Below are 23576 nucleotides of genomic sequence, written 5' to 3' on the forward strand. Positions count from 1 at the left end.
GCGCCTCTCCCTCAGCCATGGGCAATGGTCACCGCAATCATTGTTCCGACTTCGCATCCAGCAATCTGCTGACTTCGGCTGGCTGACCGGTTTGCCGGCCAAGGCCGGCAAACCCATTCACCTGTTGCTATCCCCGTCCGGCGAACGGCATTTTGGTGGCCATGACGGTATGGAACATGACGTTGGCCTCCAACGGCAAGTTCGCCATGTAGAGCACCGAAGTGCCCACGATGTCGACATCCATCAAAGGCTCCGCAGCAATCTGGCCGTTCGCCTGAGGGACGCCCTGGGTCATGCGCTGAGCCAATTCAGTCCCCGCATTGCCGATATCGATCTGCCCGACGGCGATGTCGTACTTGCGTCCATCCAGCGAAGCCGTCTTGGTCAAGCCCGACACGGCATGCTTGGTGGCCGTATAGGCGATCGAAAAAGGCCGGGGCGTGTGGGCAGAGATCGAGCCGTTGTTGATGATCCGGCCGCCCTGGGGTTGCTGCGACTTCATCACACGAAACGCTTGTTGCAGGCAATAAAACATGCCGTTGAGATTGGTGCCCACAACTCGGTGCCATTGCTCCAGCGGAAGTTCATCAATCGGCACTGCCGGTGCGCCGACACCTGCGTTATTGAACAGCAGATCGACCCGACCGAAAACCTCCACCGCTCGATCGAACAGCGCACGCACCGCTTCGGGATCGGCCACGTCCGTTGGGACCGCCAGGGCACGGTCTCCCGCCTCTGCCTCGGCAATGACATCCCGAAGCAGCGTTTCCCGACGCCCGGCAAGTACCACACGCCAACCGTCGCGGAGCAATGCCAATGCCGCCGCCTTGCCAATGCCAGATCCGCCACCCGTGACGATGGCAACTTTTGATGGATTACTCATCGCCCGTTCCTTGACTTGTCCTGAATCGCACAGCTGACCTCATCGACGGGACTTGCGACCTTTAGGGGCCGGTCCCGCACGTTTGCCCGGAGGCTTTGAGGGCGCCTTGCGCGACGATCTTTCATCAGACGATGCACCGCGGGCTGACGACTTCTTACCGGACGAGGCACCCGCATGCGTGCCGCGGCTTTCCGAAGAGCCCCCAGCGCCCACCGCCCTGCCCTTGGTCGGGCGTGGCAGCGCAAGGTCTTCGCCTTCGCGAACAAGCCGGAAATCGATCTTGCGGCCATCCAGGTCCACCCGGCTGACCTGCACCCTCACGCGGCTGCCGATCGCATAGCGGATGCCCGTGCGCTCGCCACGCAGTTCCTGGCGAGCCTCATCGAACTTGAAGTACTCGCCGCCCAACTCAGTGATGTGCACGAGGCCCTCGACATACATCGAATCCAATGTCACGAAGATCCCGAAGCTGGTTGCCGCACTGACAACGCCGCTGTATTCCTCGCCCAGATGCTCGCGCATGTACTTGCACTTGAGCCAGGCCTCGACGTCGCGACTGGCTTCGTCGGCACGGCGCTCATTGGCGCTGCAATGCAGCCCAGCGGCCTCCCAGGCCTGCGTCTCACGGCTGGCCACGGGCGCCTCCTTGCGAGGCTGGGTGGTCGGCGCGGCAGCCCTTGCTGCCAAACGTTTAGCCAGTTTGGCATGCGCTTCGCCGGGAGTCGGCAGCGCGGGCAAACGGTATTTGTTCTTGCTGAGAATCGCCTTGATCACCCGATGAACCAGAAGGTCTGGATAACGACGGATGGGGCTGGTGAAATGGGTGTATGCCTCGAATGCGAGCCCGAAATGGCCGCTGTTGTTCGGGGTGTAAATGGCTTGCTGCATGGACCGCAGAAGCATCGTATGGATCTGCTGCGCGTCCGGGCGATCCTTGGTAGCGTCAGCAATCGCCTGAAAATCCCCGGGTTTGGGATCGTCGCCGATGGTCATGCCCACACCCATCGCCTTGAGGTAGTTGCGCAGGATTTCCTGCTTTTCCGGCGTAGGGCCTTCGTGCACGCGGAACAGACCGGGCTGCCCGCCTTGCGCGATGAAATCGGCACTGCACACGTTGGCCGCCAGCATGGCCTCCTCGATCAGGCGGTGCGCATCGTTGCGGGTGCGGGGCAGGATCTTTTCGATGCGGCCGTTGTCGTCGCAGATGATCTGTGTCTCGGTGGTTTCGAAATCCACCGCACCACGCACATGGCGTGCAGCCAGCAGGGCGCGGTACACATCGTGCAGGTTGAGCAGGTCTTTGACGCGCGCCTTGCGCTTGGTCGCCTCCGGTCCTCGTGTGTTGGCCAAGATGGCCGCCACTTCGGTGTACGTGAACCGCGCATGGCTGAACATCACCGCGGGATAGAACTGGTACGCGTGCACGTCGCCCTTGGCGGTGATGAGCATGTCGCACACCATGCACAGGCGCTCAACGTCCGGATTCAGCGAGCAAAGTCCGTTGGACAGCTTCTCGGGCAGCATCGGGATCACGCGGCGCGGAAAGTACACGCTGGTGGCGCGGTCGTACGCATCGATGTCGATCGCGCTGCCTGTCTCCACGTAGTTGCTGACATCTGCAATCGCAACGAGCAGTCGCCATCCTTTGGCACGTCCGACTTTGGTGGGCTCGCAGTACACCGCATCGTCGAAATCGCGTGCGTCTTCGCCGTCGATGGTCACCAGCGGCACATCTGTCAGGTCGACCCGGCTGCGCTTGTCCTGAGCCCGAACCTTGTCCGGCAGCGCCTTGGCTTGCGCGAGTGCATCGGCCGAAAACTCATGCGGCACGCCGTATTTGCGCACGGCGATCTCGATCTCCATCCCAGGGTCGTCCACCTCGCCCAGAACTTCGGTGATGCGTCCCACAGGTTGGCCGAACAAGGCCGGCGGCTCGGTCAGCTGGACCACGACCACTTGGCCCGGTTTCGCCGCGCCGGTAGCGCCTTTGGGTATCAGAACATCCTGTCCGTACCGCTTGTCTTCAGGCGCCACGAGCCAGACGCCGCTTTCCTGCAACAGCCGCCCGATGATGGGTTGGTTCGGCCGTTCGATGATTTCAACCACGCGCCCTTCGGGACGGCCCCGACGATCTTGTCGAACGATTCGCACACGCACGCGGTCTTTGTGCAAGACGGCACGCATCTCATTGGGAGGAATATAAATATCGGATTCGCCGTCGTCGCGCTGCACAAATCCATGTCCGTCGCGATGCCCCTGCACACTGCCTTCGATCTCGTCTTCATTGCGCGCAGCAGGTGCGCCGGGGGTCGATTTTTTGATATACAATCTGAGTCTTTCCTGAAATGCCCAGGTGGCGGAATTGGTAGACGCACTAGTTTCAGGTACTAGCGAGTAACATCGTGGAGGTTCGAGTCCTCTCCTGGGCACCAAGTTTAACGATAACCTGCAAGGTTTTCGGACAAAAAAGCCGCTTCTTTCGAAGCGGCTTTTTTTTGCGCCTTTCGCCTACTCCGTCCAATGCCCGAACAACAAAATTTTGTTGCTCGACCATACCCCTGAAAAATCGCACTATAATTCGAGTCTTCCTGAAATGCCCAGGTGGCGGAATTGGTAGACGCACTAGTTTCAGGTACTAGCGAGTAACATCGTGGAGGTTCGAGTCCTCTCCTGGGCACCAAATTTAAAAAGCCGCTGTGATCACACAGCGGCTTTTTTTTGCCCGATATCTTGCCAGAGTAACTACTGAACGCTGCCGGGATCCATAGGCGTTGGAGCCCAAGCCCAGAGCGCCAGTAGCTCCACCAAATTTCGCATCACGGCATCGCCGCACCAAAGGTTATGAAAACCTTTGGTGCAGTCAACGGCACTGTGTAGGCGCTGGCTAACTAACCTTACTTGCGCAGCAGAGTCTTCAAGGCGTTTTGAAGCCGGCGAGCGCTGGACTCTTCGCTCGGACTTGCCAGCACTCGGGCAACATCCTGGCCCCAGGTCTGCACAGGGGTCGGATCGTTGCGGCGGGTGAGCAACTGCAATTGCATCGCACGACGCGCCTGCAACTGTTCTGCGGGCGTCGGCACCTCTGCGGCCATTTCCAAGCGCAGCAATGCTTCCGACGCGTCGCCTTGCGGGGGAGCTGACACCGCCTGAGCCCAGGCCGAGCGAACCGTTCCCTGCACCTGCCCGCCCAGTTCCTGGGTGCTGGGCAGTTGTGCTGCATCGCGCTTTTGCCAAGCAGCGATCAACTGCGTGAGCGCTTCGCCATGCGCCTGAGCGGCCAGCTTGCGCAGGGTCGACTGAGCGTGTTCCAGCGCTTCGCGTTGAGCGCGGAATGCGCTGTCGCCCAGGCGGGGACCACGAGGTTCGGAACGCTCTGAGAAACGATCGCCACGGTCACCAAACCGATCGCCGCGGGTGTCACCGCCTCGGCCTGCATCGCGCGGGCCACGGCCGTCCTTGCGATCACCCGGACGTCCAGGACGGCCCGGTACTGCCGGCGCGTCCTTCTTCATCCCAGGACGATCATCGCCACGCACCGCCACCACAGGACGGGGAGCAGGTTTGGGTGCCGTAGCGGCGACAGGTGCACCTTGGTCGGCGTTCGCACTACCCTCTTCACTGTCCGATGCGGCACCCTCCGCCGGGACGGAAGCCGTATCGCCCGATGGAGCCGCCGGCTGGGTTTGCGCGGCTGCCGCAGCAGAAGCCGCGGCCTCGTTGGCCAAAGCCTGGCCACGCAGCGCAACTTCCAAGGCGGACATGGCAGCGCGAATCTTCTGCGCATCGCCGCTGGCATTGGCCTCTTCCAGTGCCTTGGAGGCGTCGAGCACGACACGGTCTCGCGCACTGATTTCGCCGGCCATCTTGTCTCGGTCGGCCGACTTGCGGTTGAACGCTTCATCGATGGGCTTGCGGAACGCATCCCACAGCTTTTGCTCATGCTTGCGGTCCAGTGGCACGGACTGGGCCTCTGCCTGCCAGCGCTGCTGCAAAGCCTTGACGGCATCCACCCGCAAAGCAGGCGCCGAACCCAATGCGACCGCCTCGTCGATCAACGCATGGCGACGTGCCAGGCTCTCCTTTTGCGCAGTTTCCAGCGGAGCCGCTGCGGCCGCCATGGCGTCTTTCCATTGCGGCTGCAGTTCGGCAAACACCTTTTCGCTGACATGCCCGCCGTCACGCCAACGGTCACCAAACTGATGGAGCGCGCGGTTGACGGCTTTCCAGTCCGGTTGACCGGCATTGGCCTGATCTGCCGTCCAAGCCTTGACCTCTTCAATCAACGCCACACGTTGCGCCTTGTGCTCGGCCGCGTCGGCACGCACTTTTTCCAGCCAGGCTTCGACCACTTTGTGAGCCGCGTTGCAGGCCTCGTCGAATTTCTTCCAAAGGGCATGGTTGGCAGGACCGCCCTGGTCTGCCTGCTTCCATTGCTCGCGCAGTTGACGGAGGGTCTCCTGCATCTTGCGGCCGCCCAGGGCTTGGCCTTCAGGCCGTTGCAACAGGCCTTCAGCACGGGCGACGAGGTCTTCACGGACCTGGTCAGCGCTCCAGCGCTGCCAGCCTTCAAGCTCGCCCGCGGCCACCAACGCAGCATGCACCTGCTGCTCCAGCGCAGCATCGATGTGCTTGCCATGCGTCTTCAGCACGGCGCGCAGCGCAGCGGCGGCTCCCGCACTGGCTTTGCCGTGGCCTTCAGCAGTTTCACGCTCCAGCTTGCCCAGGGATTCACGCACCGACTGCACGGCCTTGTCCCGCACTTCGGGATCCACTTTAGGACGCGCTGGCGTGCGGGCCGAAACCTGCTGCGCCGCTGCAGTTTCGGACGGTTGGCCGCGCGCTACGCGCAATTCATCCGCCCAGACAGGCACGGGCGGAAGCGCCGCAGCGGGGTCTTGCGCGGCAGTCACGGCCTGCGCCACCGCTGGCTGAAACGCATCCCACACCACCAGCAACTGGGTACGCGACGCATCCAGCAATGGCGGGAAACGCGCTTCCACACTGGCCCAGGAGGGGTCGCCCGTCAATTCCTGGGCTTGTTGTTGCCAACGGTCCACATCGACTCGCAAGGCCTCCAAGGCAGCCTGGGCGTCGCGCCACGGCTTGGTGGACAGCACTTCGATGCGCTGCGCCAGCAGCACGGCGGCCTCACGCTGCACTTGCACGCGGTGCTGCAGGTCTTCGATGACCTTCATGCGTTCGGCCAGTTGCACCTTCAGCGAGGCCAAGGGCTCGCGCGACAAAGGCGCGCCAGCCTTCGCGGCGTCCCGCTGCCAAGCCAACGCGTCTGCAATATTCAGCTTGCCCGCAGACAACAGGCTTTGCGCTTTCTCCGCCCACTCGGCAGCGATGGCTTCCTGGCCCTTGGCTCGGCGGATTTCGTCGAGGCGTTCACGCACCGCACGCGCAGCACCCTTGTCACGCCCGCTCAGCTCCTTGAACACCTCTTGCAACTGCTCAGGCGCTGGCTGCGTCTGCAGCCACTCGCGGATGCGCGACGCCCTCTCCCCCGAGGTCGCGGCAGAAAACGCGCCGCCCGTCAGCGCATCCAAGGGATGCGGCTCGGTGTGCTTGGCCGGGGCCGGGTTCACTTCGGGTGCGTCAGACATTTTGTTGCGAGAAGAAAAAGGAAACATGGATTCAATGGGTAAAAGGCCGTGGCCGATGGAGCCAGCGCCTAGAGGCAGCGCAGACGACGCCGCCGGAAACAAGGGGGCTATTTTCGCCCGGTTTTGGCAAGACCTCTATGCCGTGCGTCTTATCCGGCGCAAACAGGCCAGCAGAACCTCGTTCAAACACCAGCGCATTGCATATGAGGCGCAGTGTCACGACTGCAATACGGCAATGTAGCCCACGGGCGACCCAGGATGCAAAAGCTTGTTTCTACGCTTGAGCTCGCCGTTCAACGCGTCGACAGCGTCAGCTCTGCATGGGGCGACCAGTTCGGGCTCTCTGCATCCGTTTTCGGGGCACCGACAAATAGCCGTTCAAGCGATACCTGTCTGCCGGCCAAATAGTCGCGGACCGCTAGGCCGCGCGCCTGGGCCAGTTCCCGCATGGCGTCGTCCGGCACGGCAATGTTAGCGAGCAACAGGGCCTCCGTTTCAGGCACGGAGAGCTCTTTGGCCATGCCGACCAGATTTCGAGGCTTCGCGATGTCGGTCCTGCGGTAAACCTCCTGGAGCAATTCCGCGTACTCCTGCGCGCTCGGTGCCTGGGGCTGCTGCCCAGCCACCAGCTCGCCGGACCGCGCCGCTATACGGCGTTTCTGCGCCAGCACCCGGGACTTCAGTTGCGCCCGTTTCCATCCTTCCCGATCGGCGTCCAGTTGCGCATGCCCGGCAACGGTCATGCTGAGGCCCGGTCGGTCCGAAAGTGCCTGCCCGACCTTGTCGAGCGCTTTGCAGGCCTCATCGTCCAGCGCCGCGCTGCCCGGCGCAAAAGTCACTCGGTCCAGTTCACTGCTTCCGCCCATCCATCCTGTGAGCAATGAAAAAGGCGAAGTGATCGCCTTCATCACCAGATTACCCACGGCACGGAAGATGACGGGACCCAGGCGAAACTGCGGGTCGTTCAACGACCCGTTGATCGGCAGTTCCACATCGATCACGCCATTGCGGTCCGCCAACAGCGCCACGGCCAAGCGCACCGGCAAACTGGCAGGGGCGCCGTCCACCGGCTCGCCAAAACGCAGTTTGTTCAGCACGAGCTTGTTGCTGGCCGTCAATTGGCCGTCCGGAAGAACACGGTAGTTCACGTCCATGCTGAGCTTGCCCTGCTCGATGCCGTGGCCCGCATATTTGATACTGTAGGGCGAGAGCGGCGGCAATTCCAGATCACGCATGCGCCCCTGGATGTCCAGCGCCAGCGGTTTGGCCAAGGGGTTCAGGCGCCCGGTGATCTCCAGTGAGGCCGAACCCTGCGCGCGCCCACGCAGTTGCAGATCGGCCATGGTCGGCTCGCTGCCTTCGCCGGGAGGCACGGAAGCAAAGGCACTGAGTCGCCCGTTCAGGTCACTCAGATCCGCCGAGTAATTGGGCCGGACGAACGAGTCGGTGAACCGGACCGAGCCACCGGTCAGCACAACCGGCCCGAACCGGAAAACGGGAGCCAACGGGTCCGACTTACCAGAGGCCACCGAAGATGCGACTGCGGCTGAGGAAGCCTGCTGCGGAGCTGCGGCATTCGCGGTGGCGGTAGGTTCATCCTGCGAGGGCCGGGACAGGTCTTGCAGATTGATCCGGCCATTGGGTTGCACGATGATGCGGGCGAAGAAATCGCTCAATGCGGTCTCCTTGACATCCACGGACGCAGGCTTGCCAGGAACCCAATTGACGTCGAGCCCTTGCAAGGCCAGCGTTTTCCAGTTCAGCAACTCTTCTCCCCGGGTTGGCGCAGCAGGCGCCGCATCCGGGGAAGCCGGCGCGGGCGCAGCAGCAACCAAAGTCCGCACCCGCACATCCTCCAGCGAGGCATTGCCCCGAACCCCGACGGCCGCCCCTTCCGCCTGCGCGGCATAGCGAACGTCACCGTTGAAACTGGCCAGTGCGCGAATGACGTCCACCGCCATCGGGCTTTCCACATACCGCTCGAACGGATGCAGCGGCAAGCGGGATATCTGCACCTTGCCTTGCGCCTGCAGGGGCGCCAGCTGCAAAGAACCCTCATAAGCCAGACTGCCGGGCTCGGACCGGCCAGCAGCCAGCCGTGTGGACACCGAGAGCGACAACGGTGAAGCGGTCGCACCGCCAGTGGCAGGCCAGCCGAAACCTTTGGCCCGCAATTGGAACGCATCCAGAAGTGCCGATACTGGCTGCGACTTCGCCGCGTCATTGAAAGCCAGCACTCCGCCATCGACTGAAACTTCGGCCAATTGCACGCCCCAGACCGGCGCGTCAGACTGCGCCCTTCCCGGCTTGCCCGGCGGAGAAGCCTGCTCGGCCGTGCCAGGGAGTTTCTGCGCCAACCATCGCTCCAGCATCCAGCGGCCATCGGCTCCCCGCTCCAGGCGCAGCTTGGGTTGAAGGACCGCTACGCGCCGCAGGGAAACGGCACGCAGGGGCATTTGGACCAATGCATCCTCCACCTCGATGCGGCCAACTTCCGCCCAGGCCGCGTTGTTCCGCAGTGCAAGCCCCGCAATGGCGCTCGCCGGGCAATCACGCGCAGGTCCACAGGCCAGTTCTGCGCGGTCCACCGACAGCTTCGCTAACTTCGCGGCCCATGCCGAGCCATTCCATGCCAGGCCCAGATCAGAATCCAGAGTACCGGAAAGCTTCGGCTGCAACACGGCCGCCAGATACGGCTGGGCCATGGCCAAAGGCAAACCACGGATGGAAGCCGCTACGTTGCCAGATCCTGCCCCGATCAGTCCCTGAAACGACGCTGCGGCAGCGTCGCCACCCTTTTCCGATGAAAGCTTCGCATCCGCGACGAACTGCAAGGGTTTGTCAAAGGGAAACACCAGACGGGTGACATTGACGCGCAAGTCGCTCGCGGAAATGCGAGCAGGCTGCGCCGTACTGTCGTCCTGCCATTCGACCTGACCACCGGCCACCGCCACCCGATCCACCAAAAGGCTCCAGGGTGGACTGACGGCTGCGAGCTTGTCAGGTGAAGACGTAGCTGGCGCAGGCGCCTTCCCAGCCAATAACGCCAATTGGCCCTCTCGGTCGCGCCGAACCGTCGCGCGGGGGTTGCGCCAAGTCAGCGAGCCCACGTGCACTTTGCGTTGCAAGGGCTGCAATTCCTTCAGGTTGGCCGTCAACGCGTCGAACGACAGCAGATCACCGCCCTGCGGATCGCTCAACCGTGCGCCCTGGATCTGCAAGATGCCACTCAGCGTGAGCGTCGGCTCGGCTCGCTGCAGGAAAGTCAGCCGAAGATCGGCGTCCAGCGTGCCTTGCTCGACGCGGGCCGGCAGGCCGTCCGGTAAATAGGCCAGAAATGGCCGCAGATCGAGACCCTTGAATTGCAGCGTTGCCTCGGTATCGCGGCTGTCCAGGAAGGGCGTGCTCTGGGCGCCAGTATTGAATGCCGTTCCATTGAGTTGAAAGGCGAGATGCGGCGCGACTTTGACGGTTTGATCTGCGGGCAGATTGCTCAGGAAGGGAACGCTCAAAGACAAGCCACGCAAGGTCTGGACTTGGCCCTCCGATACGTCATTGAAATCGACGGCGCCGTCCCGCACCACCAGGTTGTAGAGAGAAAAGCGCTGCGGCCCATTGCTCGACTCAGTGGTCGAAGGGGTCGCCAGCTTCTTCAGGAGGTCATCGAAGTCGGTACGCCCCGCCGCCGTGCGGGACAGGCGCAGCACCGGCCCGTCCACCTCCAACGCATCGATCACAGGTGCCAGGTGCCACAGGGACCGCAACTCTGCATCTATATAGAGGCGGCGGATTTCCAGCTGCGGCTCCTTGCCGGAACTGTCTGCGGCGACTTTCAGGTCATGGACTTGCAGTTCGAGGGTCCAGGGCTTGAAATCGATCTTGCCGACCGAGATTTCGCGGCCGATTTGTTCGGACGCTTTCGTCTGCAGCGCATAGCGCAATCCGGCTGGCACCAGGCCCCAGGCCAACGCCCACAAACCGAGCCAGATCAGCATGGCCCAAGCCGCGCGGCGGAACCACGGGCCTTTAATCAGAGAAAGCGCTTTCGAGGCCACGTGAGACGTCCGGTTCCTATTGCAAAGATCATCGATTCGAGCAGAAATCGACCGGCTTGACATGTAACCAGACGCAAAAAAGAAAGCCCGGCGGGATCTGTCGATCCGCACCGGGCTTGACGGCTGACACAACGGTCTTTGCCATCGTTTGCACCCTGGAGTTGAACGTCCACAGGGCAGGAGACAAGGTATTGCCTCCGGGGTCTGCCTTGGAAGCTGGGCCTGTCACCTTCATCGCACTGCATGCATTTGAAGAGCGGTTTCGCTTCGTCGGGCGATGCCTGAATCACTCAGGCAAGGCCAATGTAGCCAAGTTCATGGTGGCCCACAAACTGAATTTTCAATCGCTGCACCTCAGGCGATTGGATTCTTGGAAGCCGCGCGACCACAACGTAACGACCGGCGGTCAATCGCGCCGAAAAAACGCTGGAAATCTGTGTTTCCTAACAGGTTTTTTAGATCAAATTGATCTAACAATTTGATTTGTTAGTATTGACTATGTATTAAGAGCCCTCCTAGAATCCGCGAGCCCTGAAAAACGGGGTTGACGATCTTCCATCCGCTGCCGATACCGGCTAAGTCAATTCGCTCGTTGCCCGCTTTACGGCAGGCCCTGCGAACTTGATGGCGAACCAATCCAGGCGAGATGCCTGGCACGGCCTGGCCCCATGTGGGCCACCTTGCTCAGGCCTCGACTCAGAAAGGAAAAGCGATATGACAGCGTCAGGAAAAGTGGTCGCCGGAGTGCGAACGTTCGCATCCGATGTGATCGACGGTTTTCTTGAAATCACCCACAGCAGCTTTGCCCTCGTTGGCTTGGCCGTTGCCTTTGCCGTCATCACCCTGACGGCACGCCCCGATCTGCGCCAGACCGGAGAAGAGAAGCTGATGGGCTGGCTGCAGTCCCGCAAGGTGGCCATGATCGGCACTCCGATCGAGCCGGAAGCCAGCGAGCGCGCCACGGCGAGCAATCCGAAAGAGCTGCCCAAGGAGCAGGCGGCCGTCACCTACTGGCTCAGCAAGAAATACCGTGTGGCGCCCGAGCCCCTGGCGGTGCTGGTGGCCGAGGCCTATGAAATCGGCGGCAAGACCAAGCTCGACCCGACGCTGATCCTGTCGATCATGGCCGTGGAATCGAGCTTCAATCCCTTTGCGCAAAGCGCGGTGGGCGCCCAGGGCCTGATGCAGGTCATGACGAACATCCACACCGACAAGTACCAGAACTTCGGTGGCCACTTCGCGGCGTTCGACCCGGTGAGCAATCTGCGGGTGGGCGTGAAGGTTCTGCAGGAATGCATTGCCCGCGCTGGATCGCTCGAAGGTGGCCTGCGCTATTACGTCGGCGCAGCCAACCTGCCGGACGACGGCGGCTATGCCGCCAAGGTGCTGGCCGAACACTTCCGCCTGCGCCAGGTGGCCAGCGGCCGCTCGGTGCCGCTGCAGCCGCCCGTGCCTGCGGCGCCTCCGATGCTCTCGACGCAGGGCCCTGCCCAGCCCGCTCAGGCCGTGCCTGCCAAGGCGGCTGCGGAAGCGGAAACGCCCAAGGACAGCGCCGACAAGGTGGCGCTTCTTTCCGACCTTTGATCCAGCGGTGCCGCGATGGCATCGATTCGTAAAGGGGTGCCGGGCGCCCGGCTTCGGTCAGCTACACTCGGGGGGTACGCAACTGGCGATAGGCGCGGTAGTCCCAACGACTCCGCCGCTGACGTGGAAACCGGCAGGGGTTTGCCCCCTGTGAACCACTGGGGAGCGTGCCGCACGGGCTGCAAGGCCCGATGTGTTCCGCCGTTCGCCTGGGCAGCCCTTGTTTCAAGGGACACAAGTTCATAGGACTGCCAACATGTACCAACGCAATATTCTCGTCAGCCAGGCCGACCCCGAAATCTGGGCCGCCATCCAGGCTGAAAACGTTCGCCAGGAACAGCACATCGAGCTGATCGCCAGCGAAAACTACGCCTCCCCTGCGGTCATGGCCGCCCAGGGCTCGCAGCTCACCAACAAGTACGCCGAAGGCTACCCAGGCAAGCGCTATTACGGCGGCTGCGAAAACGTGGACGTGGTCGAGCAACTCGCCATCGACCGCGTGAAGAAGCTCTTCGGTGCCGATGCCGCCAACGTGCAGCCCAACTCGGGCTCGCAGGCCAACCAGGCTGTGCTGCTGGCCTTCCTCAAGCCCGGCGACACCATTCTCGGCATGAGCCTTGCCGAAGGCGGCCACCTCACGCACGGCATGCCGCTGAACATGAGCGGCAAGTGGTTCAACATCGTCTCTTACGGCCTCAACGACAAGGAAGAGATCGACTACGACGCGCTGGAAGCCAAGGCCCGCGAACACAAGCCCAAGCTGATCATCGCCGGCGCATCGGCCTATTCCCTGCGCATCGACTTCGAGCGCTTCGCCAAGATCGCCAAAGAGATCGGCGCGATCTTCTGGGTCGACATCGCCCACTACGCCGGTCTGGTCGTGGCCGGCCAGTACCCGAACCCGGTTCCCCATGCCGACGTGGTCACATCCACCACGCACAAGAGCCTGCGCGGCCCGCGCGGCGGCATCATTCTGATGAAGGCCGAGCACGAAAAGGCCATCAACAGCGCCATCTTCCCCGGCCTGCAAGGCGGCCCGCTGGAACACGTGATCGCTGCCAAGGCCGTGGCCTTCAAGGAAGCGCTGGAGCCGGGCTTCAAGGCCTACCAGGAGCAGGTCGCCAAGAACGCCGTGGTGTTCGCTGAAACGCTGATCGCGCGCGGCCTGCGCATCGTGAGCGGCCGCACCGAAAGCCATGTGATGCTGGTGGACCTGCGCGCCAAGGGCATTACCGGCAAGGAAGCCGAAGCCGCCCTGGGCAGCGCGCACATCACCATCAACAAGAACTCGATCCCCAACGATCCTGAAAAGCCGATGGTGACCAGCGGCATCCGCGTGGGCACGCCAGCGATCACGACGCGGGGCTTCAAGGAAGAGGAAACGCGCATCACGGCCAACCTGCTGGCCGACGTGCTCGACAACCCGCGCGACGAGGCCAACCTGGCCGCCGTGCGGGCCAAGGTGCACGCACTGACCTCGCGTTTCCCTGTCTACGGCTGATCGCCGCATGCCCGGCTTACCGCTCGGCACCGCTCGCCCACGACGCCAGCGCTGGGGTGGACGGCTGCGGGTGCCGGGCCTCTCGCGCTCCCTTGAAGGGGCGACGCGATGAAGTGCCCCTTCTGCAGCCACCCCGAAACGCAGGTGGTCGAAACCCGGGTGGCCGAGGACGGCGACTTCGTGCGCCGCCGCCGCCAGTGCGGCGCGTGCGACAAGCGCTTCACCACTTACGAGCGGCCGGAGGTGAACTTCCCGGCCATCGTCAAGAAAGACGGCCGGCGCATCGAATACGAGCGGGGCAAGCTGCTCGCCTCGTTCAACCTGGCGCTGCGCAAGCGCCCGGTCAGCACGGTGCAGATCGACAGCGCGATTGAGCGCATCGAGGAAAAGCTGCTCAACCTAGGCCAGCGTGAAGTGCTGTCCGGCCACATCGGCGAGTGGGTGATGCGCGAGTTGAAGAAGCTCGACAAGGTGGCCTACATCCGCTTTGCCAGCGTGTACCGCAGCTTCGAAGACATCGACGACTTCCGCGCACTCGTGGACGAAGTGCGCAAATAGCTTTTTGGTCTTTCAGGCCTCCAGCGCAAGAAAGACACGCGCTGACAGCTATCAATTTAATAGCGAACTAAAACGCGGCGATGTCCGACAGGGCAGGCTGCGGCATTTTCGCCCTCGCGTTCTAAACTGGCCCCGTCCGCCTGCCGGGACCGCTTTCGCGCCCGGTGTATTCGCCACCACACCCGCCACCGCCAGCGCGCATCGCCCTCGTCCCATGGATTCCCAGCCACCGCACAACGCCCTTCCCTCCCACGCAAACACGCCTTCTCCCGCACGCCACACCTGGCAGTTCTTCCGTGCGGGCGGTGTGGACCAGGTCACCATCCGTACGGGTGCCGACATCGCCCAGCTGGCCGAGCTGGACCAAAAACTCTGGGTGGCCCTCGCCTGCCCCACCCGCGGAATCGAGTTCGACCCGCGCACGCTGGACCTCATCGACACCGACAAGGACGGGCGCATCCGCCCGCCGGAACTGCTGGCCGCCTGCGCCTGGGCCTGCGCCCGTCTGCGCGATCCGGACACCCTCGCCCAGCCCGCCGATGCGCTGGATCTCGACGCGATCGACGACGCCGGCGACGACGGCAAGGCCCTGGCGGCCCAGGCGCGGCGCATCCTGGCCCTTGCGGGGCAGCCGGACGCCACGCGCATCACGCTCGACCAGGTGCTGGAGCGCAGCGAGCAACTGAGCGCCATGCGGTTCAACGGCGATGGCGCGATCACGCCGGACACCGCCGAGGACGACGAGGAAGCCGCAGACGCGGTCAAGCAGATCATCGCCACCCATGGCAGCGTGCCGATCGAGCAAAAGGCCGTGAAGGGCATCACCCCGCCACCCCTGCAAGGCGTGGACCGGACCCATGCCGAGGCTTTTTTCGGCGAAGTGGCCAAGCTGCACGCCTGGGCGGCCCAGGCCAGTGGCGGCACCGCCGGCATGGCGCTGGGCGACCGCACGCTCGATGCGACGCAGGCGCTGAACGCCGTGCGCCACAAGATCGACGACTTTTTCGCGCGGTGCCGGCTGGCGGCATACGACCCGCGGGCGGCGGCGGCGCTGAACCCCACACCCGAGGAATACGCCGCCATGGCGGGCACCGACCTCGATGCGGCGTCCCCCGCAGTGGCCGCCCTGCCGCTGGCGCCGATCACCGCCCACGGGACGCTGCCGCTGGCGCACGGCGTGAACCCCGCATGGGCCGAGGCTTTGCAGGCGTTTCGGGAGAAAGCCGTGGAACCGCTGCTCGGGCGCGCCGCCGGGGTGCTGTCCGAGGACGAATGGCAGCAAGTGCAGAAGGCGCTGGCCCCGTGCCAGAAATGGCTGGCCGACAAACCAGCCACGAAGCTCGGCGCACTCAAGGCCGACGCCATTCGGCAGTTGCATGAAAGCGGCGTTCGCGAAAGGGTGATGGCGCTGATCGACCAGGACGAAGCCGAAAAGGCCCACAACACGCAGACGGCGGACCTGGAAAAACTGCTGCGCCTTCGACGCGACCTGCTCGTGCTGCTGAACAACTTCGTGTCGTTCTCGGCGTTCTACCAGCGCGAGGGCGCGATCTTCCAGGCCGGCACGCTGTACCTGGACGCGCGCAGCTGCGACCTGACCGTGCAGGTGGCCGACGCGGGCAAGCACGCCAAGCTGGCGGGCCTGGCCAAGACCTACCTCGCCTACTGCGACTGCACGCGCAAGGGGCAGAAGATGACCATCGTGGCTGCGTTCACGGCCGGCGACGTGGACTTTCTGTTCGTGGGCCGCAACGGCGTCTTCTACGACCGCCAGGGCCACGACTGGGACGCCACCATCACCAAGCTGATCGAGAACCCCACCAGCATCGGGCAGGCGTTCTTTTCGCCCTACAAGAAGTTCCTGCGCATGATCGAAGAGCAGGTGGCCAAGCGGGCTTCGGCCAGCGACGCGCGGGTCGAAAAATCCCTGGGCGCCACGGCCGGGCAACTGGCCAACACCCCGCTCAAGCCAGCCGGAGCGGCGCCCTCCTCCACCGTGGCCGAGCCCATGCGCCGCACGGACGTGGGCACGGTGGCCGCCATCGGCGTGGCGCTGGGCAGCATCAGCGCGGTGCTGGTGGGCATCTTCGGCAAGTTCGTGGATTTGGGCGTGTGGATACCGCTGGCGATCATCGGCATCGTGCTCGCCATCTCGGGGCCGAGCATGCTGATCGCCTGGCTCAAGCTGCGCCAGCGCAGTCTCGGGCCGATCCTGGACGCCAGCGGCTGGGCCATCAACGGCCGCATGCGCATCAACACGCGCTTAGGGGGCTCGCTGTCGCAGACGGCGCGCGTGCCGGCCAACGCGCGGCGGCTGCTGGACGACCCGTTTGCCGAACCCCGCCGGCCGGTGTGGCTGCTGGCCGTGGGCCTGGTGCTAATCGCGGTGCTGGCCGTGGCCGCCTGGCGCTGGTACCGGACAGAACGGGCTCCAACGCCGGCGCCGGCCGCTGCGGTGCAGGCGCCTGCGGCTGCCGTGCCGGCCTCGGCAGCGTCGGCACCACCGGCGCCCACGCCCGCAGCATCGGCTGCACGCTGAGGTTCAGGAACCAGCAGGCTCCCGGACCGGACAGCCGGCGACCAGCGCCCGACTCTGGCGTCCGGCCGAAGCCTCGCTTTAAAGGAACGACGCCTGGATCGGCGGCACCGCCGGCTCGACGTCGCCGCACTGCCCGCGGTGGCGCAGCGCGTGGTCCATGACGACCAGTGCCAGCAGCGCTTCGGCGATGGGCGCGGCGCGGATGCCCACGCAGGGGTCGTGGCGGCCCTTGGTGATGACTTCGGTGCTCTGGCCGTGCACGTCGATGGATTCGCGCGGGCTGATGATGGAACTGGTCGGCTTGATCGCGAGCGACACCTCGATGTCCTGCCCCGTGCTGATTCCGCCGAGCACCCCGCCCGCATTGTTGCTGGCAAAGCCACGGGGCGTGAGCGAATCGCCGTGCGTCGTGCCGCGCTGCGCGACGCTGGCGAACCCCGCGCCGATCTCCACGCCCTTCACGGCGTTCAAGCCCATCATCGCGTGGGCGATGTCGGCGTCCAGCTTGTCGTACAGCGGCTCGCCCAGGCCGACGGGCACGCCCGTGGCCTGCACACGAATGCGCGCGCCGCAGGAGTCGCCGGACTTGCGCAGCGCATCCATGTAATCCTCATAGGCCGACACGTCGGCGACCGGTGCGAAGAATGGGTTCAAGGGAACGTGGTCCCAGCTCTCGAACGGAATCTCCAGCTCGCCGATCTGCGTCATGCAGGCGCGAAAGCGCACGCCGTATTTCTCGGACAGCCATTTCTTGGCGACCGCGCCGGCCGCCACCGTGGGCGCGGTGAGGCGGGCCGAAGAGCGCCCGCCGCCGCGCGGGTCGCGGATGCCGAACTTGTGCCAATAGGTGTAGTCGGCGTGGCCGGGGCGAAAGCTCTCGGCGATGTTGGAGTAGTCCTTGCTGCGCTGGTCGGTGTTGCGGATCAGCAAGGCGATGGGGGTGCCGGTGGTCTTGCCTTCGTACACGCCGGAGAGGATCTCGACCGAATCGGCCTCGTTGCGCTGGGTGACGTGGCGGCTGGTGCCCGGACGGCGGCGGTCCAGATCGGCCTGGATGTCGGCCTCCGACAGCGGCATGCCGGGGGGGCAGCCGTCGATCACGCAGCCGATGGCCGGGCCGTGGGATTCACCGAAGTTGGTGACTGCGAATAGGGTGCCGAGTGTGTTGCCGCTCATGGGGCGCGATTATCACAGAGCCCCGATGGTGCCCTCGCAGCGTGGCGGGATATGGCGGCTGGCTCCATTTGCTACCAAAAACATAGCAACAGAGGCAATCAAACCGGCGGCAGGAGGGCTTTTTCGCCCCAAGGCCGCGTTGGAGGGGCGATTCAGGCGGCCGGGCGGGCGTCTTCTTCGGGCCAGTCGCGGATGTACGCCTTGAGCATCTTGTTCTCGAAATTCTGGGCGTCCACCACGGCCTTGGCCACGTCGTAGAAGCTGATCACGCCCATGAGCATTTTCTTGTCCATGACCGGCATGTAGCGGGCGTGGCGGTTGAGCATCATGCGGCGCACTTCGTCCATGTCGGTTTCGAGCGTGCAGGTGAGCGGGGCGTCGTCCATGGCCGTGCGGACGAGCAAGGTGCCGACGGCGCCGCCGTTCTTCACGACGGCCTGGATCACTTCGCGGAAGGTGAGCATGCCGACCAGATCGCCGAGATCCATCACCACGAGGGAGCCGATGTCCTTCTCGGACATGATTTCGACGGCCTGGGCCAGCGGTTCGTCGGCGTTGACGGTATAGAGGGTGTTGCCTTTGACGCGAAGGATATCGCTGACTTTCATGGGGGTCTCCGTGGTGCGCGGCGGGGCGCTGCTGGGCTGGGTCCTGCGCAATATAGCCCACAATGTCCCGCCAACAACACACCCTAGGAGACACGGATGCCCGGTTACTCAGACCCTGGCTTCGACACACTGGCGCTGCACGCGGGCGCCTCGCCCGACCCCGCCACCGGGGCGCGCGCCGTTCCCATCCACCTCACGACCTCGTTCGTGTTCGAGTCGAGCGACCACGCGGCCGCGCTGTTCAACCTGGAACGCCCGGGCCACGTCTACAGCCGCATCAGCAACCCCACCAACGCCGTGCTGGAGCAGCGTGTCGCCGCACTGGAGGGCGGCGTGGGCGCCATCGCGGTGGCGAGCGGCCAGGCCGCGCTGCACCTGGCGATCTGCACGCTGATGGGCGCGGGCAGCCACATCGTGGCCAGCACGGCGCTGTACGGCGGCTCGCAGAACCTGCTGCACTACACGCTGGCGCGCTTCGGCATCGAGACGACCTTCGTCGCCCCGGGCGACATCGACGGCTGGCGCGCCGCAGCCCGGCCCAACACGCGCCTGTTCTTCGGCGAAACTGTGGGCAACCCGGGGCTCGATGTGCTGGACATTCCCACCGTGTCTGCCATCGCGCACGAGGCCGGCGTGCCGCTGCTGGTCGATTCCACCCTCACCTCGCCGTGGCTCATGCGGCCGTTCGAGCACGGGGCGGATCTGGTGTACCACTCGGCCACCAAGTTCCTGTCGGGCCACGGCACGGTGATCGGCGGCATCGTGGTGGACGGCGGCAGCTTCGACTGGGAAGGCCCGCGCACGGCGGGGCGCTTCGCGGAACTGACGCAGCCCTACGACGGCTTTCACAACATGGTGTTCGCCGAGGAAAGCACGGTGGGCGCGTTCCTGCTGCGCGCGCGGCGCGAGGGGCTGCGCGACTTCGGCGCCTGCATGAGCCCGCACACGGCCTGGCTCATCCTGCAGGGCATCGAGACGCTGCCGCTGCGCATGGAGCGCCACATGCGCAACACGCAGAAGGTGGTGGAGTTTCTGGCCAGCCACGCCTTCGTGTCGCGCGTGGGGCACCCGCTGCTCGAATCGCACCCCAGCCATGCGCTGGCGCAAAAGCTGCTGCCGCGCGGCGCGGGATCGGTGTTCAGCTTCGACCTGAAGGGCGACCGCGCGCAGGGCAAGAAATTCATCGAGACACTGAAGGTTTTCAGCCACCTGGCCAACGTGGGCGATTGCCGCAGCCTGGTGATCCACCCGGCCAGCACCACGCACTTTCGCATGAGCGACGAGGCGCTGGCCCAGACCGGCATCTCGCAGGGCACGATCCGCCTGTCGATCGGCCTGGAAGATGCGGACGACCTGATCGACGACCTGCAGCGCGCCCTCAAGGCCGCGGAAAAGACTTCCGGAAAGGCAGGTGCGTGATGCACATCACCGTCAACGGCCACCGCAGCTACTGCTACACCGGCGGCAAGGCTTTCGATGCGGCCAAGCCCACCGTCGTCTTCATTCACGGCGTGCTCAACGACCACAGTGTGTGGGCGCTGCAAAGCCGCTACTTCGCCAACCACGGCTGGAACGTGCTGGCGGTGGACCTGCCCGGCCACTGCCGCAGCGAGGGCGATGCGCCCGAAAGCGTCGAGCAGGCCGCCGGCTTCATCGCCGCGCTGCTGGATGCGGCAGGCGTGGCCCGCGCCGCGCTGGTGGGGCACAGCTGGGGATCGCTCATCGCCCTGGAAACCGCGGGCCGGCTGCGCGACCGCGTGACGCACCTGGTGCTGGTGGGCACCGCCTACCCGATGAAGGTGTCGCCCGCGCTGATCGACTCGGCCCTGAACACGCCGGAAAAGGCGCTGCGCATGGTGAACGTGTTCTCGCGCAGCACGCTCGCGTCGCCCTCGGGCGCGGGCTTTTGGGCCTATGGCGCCGGCATGGCCCTGGGCCGCCGCGTGCTGCGCAGCAACCCGGCCGTGAACGTGTTCCACCGCGGCTTCGTGGCCTGCGACACCTATGCCGGTGGCGAGGCCGCGATGGCGCAGATCACCTGCCCGGTGCTCTTCGCGCTGGGTGCGCAAGACCAGATGACGCACCCCAAAGGCGCGCAAGGCTTGATCGCGCAGGCCCGAGCTGCGGGCAAATCGGTGCAGGTGGCGGACTTGCCCGTGGGACATAACCAGATGACGGAGGCGCCCGACGCGACGCTGTTCGCCATCCGGGATTTTCTCGGCGCCTGAGGGCCGATGCCGCGCCGCGCTGCAGGTCAGCGTGGCGCGGCACGGCTTGGCAACGAAGCGGACGGGCACCAAAAGCGCTCACAGCCAAAAAGGCCATCAGCGCTTTATCCACGGCCTATGCAGCTATTAATTCAATAGCACCACGATGCAGCCACCGGATAGCGCTCAGGCCAGCAACCGGCACAGTTGCGTGAGGTCGGTCACGGTGGCCTGGGGCTCGCCCTCGTGCGGCCAGGGCGTGTCGGACCGGTTGATCCACACCGCCTGCATGCCGGCGCCCAACGCACCGTGGGCGTCCAGCGTGGCGTCGTCGCCCACGTGCAGCACGCTGCCGGACGGTACCCCCAGCGCTTCGGCCGCTGCGTGGAAGATGCGCGGGTCCGGCTTGGCGATGCCGAATTCGCGCGCGCTGATGCGGGCCTGAAAGTAGGGGCCGATGCCGATCAGATCGAGGTCGGCATTGCCGTTGGACAGCGCCGCCAGCGGGTAGCGCAACGCCAGAAACTCCAGCGCCGCGATGGCGTCGTCGTACAGCTCCACGCGCTGGCGCTCGGCGAAGAAGACGTCGAAGGCGCCATCCGTCAACGCCGTGTCGTCGCCCGACTTGCGCAGCGCGGCGCGGATGCTTTCGCGGCGCAAGGCGCTCAGGTCATGCGACAGCTCCGGATGGGCCTGCACGATCTCGCTGCGCAGCACGGCCGAGGCTTCGGGGTCGGACACCAGCGCCGCCGTGGCGGGCGCCCGGTCCTGCAGCCAGGCGCAGAGCACGGCCTGGGCGCGGGCGATGGTGGGCCAGATGGGCCAAAGGGTGTCGTCCAGGTCGAGGGTGACGGCGCGGATGCGTTGGGTGTCGAGCATGGCGGCGAGGATAGCGCAGGGGTTTCGCGCACGGCCTGCTCAGCCGGTGCGCGCCCTTTGCCACAATGCGGGCATGCAGACCTCCACTCCAGCGCCCCTCGCCCCTTCTACCCCGTCTGCCCCGGCCCACCAAAGCCCTGCCCGCGTGCCCCGCGCTGCGGTACTGCTGTGCAACCTGGGCACGCCCGAGGCGCCCACCGCACCGGCGCTGCGCCGGTACCTGGCGCAGTTTCTGGGCGACCCGCGCGTGGTCGAAATCCCGCGCGCCGCGTGGCTGCCGATCCTGCACGGGATCATCCTGCGCATCCGCCCCGCCAAGTCCGCCGCCAAGTACGCCAGCGTCTGGATGCCGGAAGGCTCGCCGCTCGCGGTGTGGACGGCCAGGCAGGCCACGCTGCTGCGCGGCTGGCTGGGCGAGGCGGGCCTGGGCGTGCCGGTGCGCCATGCGATGCGCTACGGGCAGCCATCGATCGCCTCGCAGCTCGACGCACTGCAGGCCGAGGGCATCGAGCGCGTGCTGGTGCTGCCGCTGTATCCGCAATATTCGTCCACCACCACCGCCAGCGTGGCGGACGACGTGTACACGTGGGCGGGCCGGCAGCGCCGGTTGCTGGAGTTCCGGTTCGTGAACAGCTACCACGCCCATCCGGGCTACATCGACGCGCTGGCGCAAAGCGTGCGCGCGCACTGGAAGCGCGAAGGCAGCCGCGCCGAGCAGCTGGTGATGAGCTTTCACGGCATTCCCGCACGCAACGTGCAGCTGGGCGACCCGTACCAGCAGGAATGTCTGACGACCGCCACGCTGGTGGCCGAGGCGCTGGGCCTGTCGCCCGACGCGTACCGGGTGACCTTTCAGTCCCGCTTCGGCAAGGCCCGCTGGCTGGAGCCCTACACCGAACCCACGCTCATCGAAATGGCCCAGGCCGGCACGCGCAGCGTGGACGTGATGTGCCCAGGCTTTCCGTGCGACTGCCTCGAAACGCTGGAAGAAATCAACCAGGAGGCGCGCGAAGCCTTCCTGCACGCGGGCGGCAAGGAGTTTCGCTACATCCCCTGCATGAACGACGACAACGCGTGGATCACCGGCCTGAGCCAGATCGCCCAGCAGCACCTGCAGGGGTGGGACCGGCCCTGACCGGCTCCGGGTGCCCTCCGCGTCATCGCCCTGCGTGCCTGGGTGACAAGGCAGATCAAGACACTTTTCGCTACGGATGAGCGGCGGCGTTTCGTGGAAAAATTGGCACTTCCCAGCCCTCTGATGCAACCATCGGCGGGCGCAGAAAGCCGAGTGCCGTGGCAACGCATTCCGCCGCCACGGTTGACCGGCTGCCTGCGTGCCGCCCGACCGAACACACCGGCATGAATCTTTCCGCCCACCCCCGAACTGTCTGGCTCACCGGCCTGTCCGGCGCCGGCAAGACTACCCTGGCGAACGCGTTCGCCCACCAACTGAAGTCCCATGGCACGGCCTGCACCGTGCTGGATGGCGACGCGCTGCGCAACGGGCTCAATGCATCGCTGGGTTTCACCCAGGCTGACCGCAGCGAGAACATCCGCCGCACTGCGGAAGTGGCGCGCCTCTTCAACGATGCGGGACTCTGGGTGGTGGCCGCCTTGATCTCGCCGCACGACGAAGACCGCCAGCGGGTGCGCGAGATCGTCGGGCACGACCGTTGCCGGCTGGTGTGGGTGCGCACGCCCCTGGCCGTCTGCGAAGCGCGCGACCCCAAGGGCCTGTACGCCCGCGCCCGGTCCGGCTGCCTTCCGGGATTCACCGGCGTGGGCGCAACCTATGAAGAGCCGTGGGATGCGGACTTCGAGATCGACACGACGGGCGCTTCGGTGCAGGAATGCGTCCAGGCGCTGTGGACCGCGCAGGGCCCCGTGCAAGCCGGCTAGGACGCCGGCCCGCCGCCCGGTCGGCCGCTGGAGCTTCAGTATTCGAATGGCGGCAGACTTGGAGCCAAAAAGGCCACC

At 65.1% G+C, this 23576-nt stretch carries 16 protein-coding genes, 2 tRNA genes and 1 riboswitch; of the genes, 11 read left to right on the top strand and 7 right to left on the bottom strand.

The features are described from left to right. Positions 1-127 precede the first annotated feature (127 nt). Together BLT03_RS02095 and rnr are read right to left on the bottom strand one after the other, a co-directional pair. Positions 128-883, bottom strand: a complete 756-nt coding sequence (locus tag BLT03_RS02095) for an SDR family oxidoreductase (RefSeq protein ID WP_092739790.1) — start codon at positions 881-883, stop codon at positions 128-130. A gap of 39 nt (positions 884-922) precedes the next feature. Further along, a complete protein-coding gene (gene rnr, locus BLT03_RS02100) occupies positions 923-3211 on the bottom strand; it encodes a ribonuclease R (protein ID WP_092739792.1) in 2289 nt (762 codons plus the stop codon). 19 nt (positions 3212-3230) lie between these two features. Between rnr and BLT03_RS02105 the strand changes: the two genes are divergently transcribed. Both BLT03_RS02105 and BLT03_RS02110 read left to right on the top strand, forming a co-directional pair. Then, positions 3231-3315: transfer RNA gene (locus tag BLT03_RS02105), tRNA-Leu, on the top strand. Positions 3316-3478: 163 nt separating this feature from the next. Then, positions 3479-3563, top strand: a tRNA-Leu gene (locus tag BLT03_RS02110). A 214-nt stretch (positions 3564-3777) separates the two neighbouring features. On the opposite strand, the gene BLT03_RS02115 is transcribed toward BLT03_RS02110, so the two are convergent. Further along, a complete protein-coding gene (locus tag BLT03_RS02115; RefSeq protein WP_092739794.1) occupies positions 3778-6519 on the bottom strand; it encodes a DUF349 domain-containing protein in 2742 nt (913 codons plus the stop codon). 266 nt (positions 6520-6785) lie between these two features. Next, positions 6786-10610 (bottom strand): DUF748 domain-containing protein, encoded by a 3825-nt coding sequence (locus BLT03_RS02120; RefSeq protein ID WP_092739796.1) that lies wholly within the window; start codon positions 10608-10610, stop codon positions 6786-6788. Positions 10611-10663: 53 nt separating this feature from the next. Between BLT03_RS02120 and BLT03_RS23700 the strand changes: the two genes are divergently transcribed. From BLT03_RS23700 to BLT03_RS02140, 5 genes are all read left to right on the top strand, one after another. After that, complete coding sequence (locus tag BLT03_RS23700) at positions 10664-11029, top strand: hypothetical protein (protein WP_139160288.1); 366 nt, start codon at positions 10664-10666, stop codon at positions 11027-11029. 232 nt (positions 11030-11261) lie between these two features. Beyond that, positions 11262-12131, top strand: coding sequence for a lytic transglycosylase domain-containing protein (locus BLT03_RS02125; protein ID WP_092739798.1), 870 nt, complete (start codon positions 11262-11264; stop codon positions 12129-12131). 68 nt (positions 12132-12199) lie between these two features. After that, positions 12200-12353, top strand: a riboswitch (ZMP/ZTP riboswitch). 34 nt (positions 12354-12387) lie between these two features. Continuing rightward, positions 12388-13632, top strand: coding sequence for a serine hydroxymethyltransferase (gene glyA, locus BLT03_RS02130; protein WP_092739800.1), 1245 nt, complete (start codon positions 12388-12390; stop codon positions 13630-13632). A 108-nt stretch (positions 13633-13740) separates the two neighbouring features. Beyond that, a complete protein-coding gene (nrdR, locus tag BLT03_RS02135) occupies positions 13741-14190 on the top strand; it encodes a transcriptional regulator NrdR (RefSeq protein ID WP_092739802.1) in 450 nt (149 codons plus the stop codon). Positions 14191-14404: 214 nt separating this feature from the next. Beyond that, positions 14405-16729 carry a hypothetical protein gene (locus tag BLT03_RS02140; RefSeq protein ID WP_092739804.1) on the top strand — a complete coding sequence of 775 codons (2325 nt, stop codon included), beginning with the start codon at positions 14405-14407 and terminating at the stop codon, positions 16727-16729. A gap of 78 nt (positions 16730-16807) precedes the next feature. On the opposite strand, the gene aroC is transcribed toward BLT03_RS02140, so the two are convergent. Both aroC and BLT03_RS02150 read right to left on the bottom strand, forming a co-directional pair. Next, entirely contained in the window at positions 16808-17905 is a 1098-nt protein-coding gene (gene aroC / locus BLT03_RS02145) for a chorismate synthase (protein ID WP_092739806.1), read from the bottom strand. Between the two features lie 152 nt (positions 17906-18057). Beyond that, a complete protein-coding gene (locus BLT03_RS02150; protein WP_092739808.1) occupies positions 18058-18513 on the bottom strand; it encodes a CBS domain-containing protein in 456 nt (151 codons plus the stop codon). A gap of 96 nt (positions 18514-18609) precedes the next feature. On the opposite strand from BLT03_RS02150, the gene BLT03_RS02155 reads away from it, so the two are divergent. Continuing rightward, on the top strand, positions 18610-19932 hold the full coding sequence (locus BLT03_RS02155; RefSeq protein ID WP_092739810.1) for an O-acetylhomoserine aminocarboxypropyltransferase: 1323 nt from the start codon (positions 18610-18612) through the stop codon (positions 19930-19932). Then, a complete protein-coding gene (locus tag BLT03_RS02160) occupies positions 19932-20741 on the top strand; it encodes an alpha/beta fold hydrolase (protein ID WP_092739812.1) in 810 nt (269 codons plus the stop codon). Before BLT03_RS02155 ends, BLT03_RS02160 begins: the two co-directional genes overlap by 1 nt. Before the next feature lie 165 nt (positions 20742-20906). Here the strand turns inward: BLT03_RS02160 and BLT03_RS02165 are convergent, their stop codons facing one another. Continuing rightward, positions 20907-21599 carry an HAD family hydrolase gene (locus BLT03_RS02165; protein WP_092739814.1) on the bottom strand — a complete coding sequence of 231 codons (693 nt, stop codon included), beginning with the start codon at positions 21597-21599 and terminating at the stop codon, positions 20907-20909. 73 nt (positions 21600-21672) lie between these two features. Between BLT03_RS02165 and hemH the strand changes: the two genes are divergently transcribed. After that, positions 21673-22734: a ferrochelatase gene (gene hemH / locus BLT03_RS02170; RefSeq protein ID WP_092739816.1), complete on the top strand. Its 1062-nt coding sequence runs from the start codon at positions 21673-21675 to the stop codon at positions 22732-22734. A 101-nt stretch (positions 22735-22835) separates the two neighbouring features. Then, positions 22836-23498 (top strand): adenylyl-sulfate kinase, encoded by a 663-nt coding sequence (cysC, locus tag BLT03_RS02175; protein WP_434802325.1) that lies wholly within the window; start codon positions 22836-22838, stop codon positions 23496-23498. The last annotated feature ends 78 nt before the right edge of the window (positions 23499-23576 follow it).

Source organism: Paracidovorax valerianellae, assembly GCF_900102625.1.
Classification (GTDB): Bacteria; Pseudomonadota; Gammaproteobacteria; order Burkholderiales; family Burkholderiaceae_C; genus Paracidovorax; species Paracidovorax valerianellae.

Bases quoted from the DNA above. Each gene is read 5' to 3' on its own strand.
- BLT03_RS02150 (WP_092739808.1), bottom strand. From the start codon at position 18,513: ATGAAAGTCAGCGATATCCTTCGCGTCAAAGGCAACACCCTCTATACC.
- aroC (WP_092739806.1), bottom strand. From the start codon at position 17,905: ATGAGCGGCAACACACTCGGCACCCTATTCGCAGTCACCAACTTCGGT.
- BLT03_RS02140 (WP_092739804.1), top strand. From the start codon at position 14,405: ATGGATTCCCAGCCACCGCACAACGCCCTTCCCTCCCACGCAAACACG.
- BLT03_RS02115 (WP_092739794.1), bottom strand. From the start codon at position 6,519: ATGTTTCCTTTTTCTTCTCGCAACAAAATGTCTGACGCACCCGAAGTG.
- glyA (WP_092739800.1), top strand. From the start codon at position 12,388: ATGTACCAACGCAATATTCTCGTCAGCCAGGCCGACCCCGAAATCTGG.
- BLT03_RS02095 (WP_092739790.1), bottom strand. From the start codon at position 883: ATGAGTAATCCATCAAAAGTTGCCATCGTCACGGGTGGCGGATCTGGC.
- BLT03_RS02155 (WP_092739810.1), top strand. From the start codon at position 18,610: ATGCCCGGTTACTCAGACCCTGGCTTCGACACACTGGCGCTGCACGCG.
- BLT03_RS02125 (WP_092739798.1), top strand. From the start codon at position 11,262: ATGACAGCGTCAGGAAAAGTGGTCGCCGGAGTGCGAACGTTCGCATCC.
- BLT03_RS02160 (WP_092739812.1), top strand. From the start codon at position 19,932: ATGCACATCACCGTCAACGGCCACCGCAGCTACTGCTACACCGGCGGC.
- hemH (WP_092739816.1), top strand. From the start codon at position 21,673: ATGCAGACCTCCACTCCAGCGCCCCTCGCCCCTTCTACCCCGTCTGCC.
- BLT03_RS02120 (WP_092739796.1), bottom strand. From the start codon at position 10,610: ATGTCAAGCCGGTCGATTTCTGCTCGAATCGATGATCTTTGCAATAGG.
- nrdR (WP_092739802.1), top strand. From the start codon at position 13,741: ATGAAGTGCCCCTTCTGCAGCCACCCCGAAACGCAGGTGGTCGAAACC.
- BLT03_RS02165 (WP_092739814.1), bottom strand. From the start codon at position 21,599: ATGCTCGACACCCAACGCATCCGCGCCGTCACCCTCGACCTGGACGAC.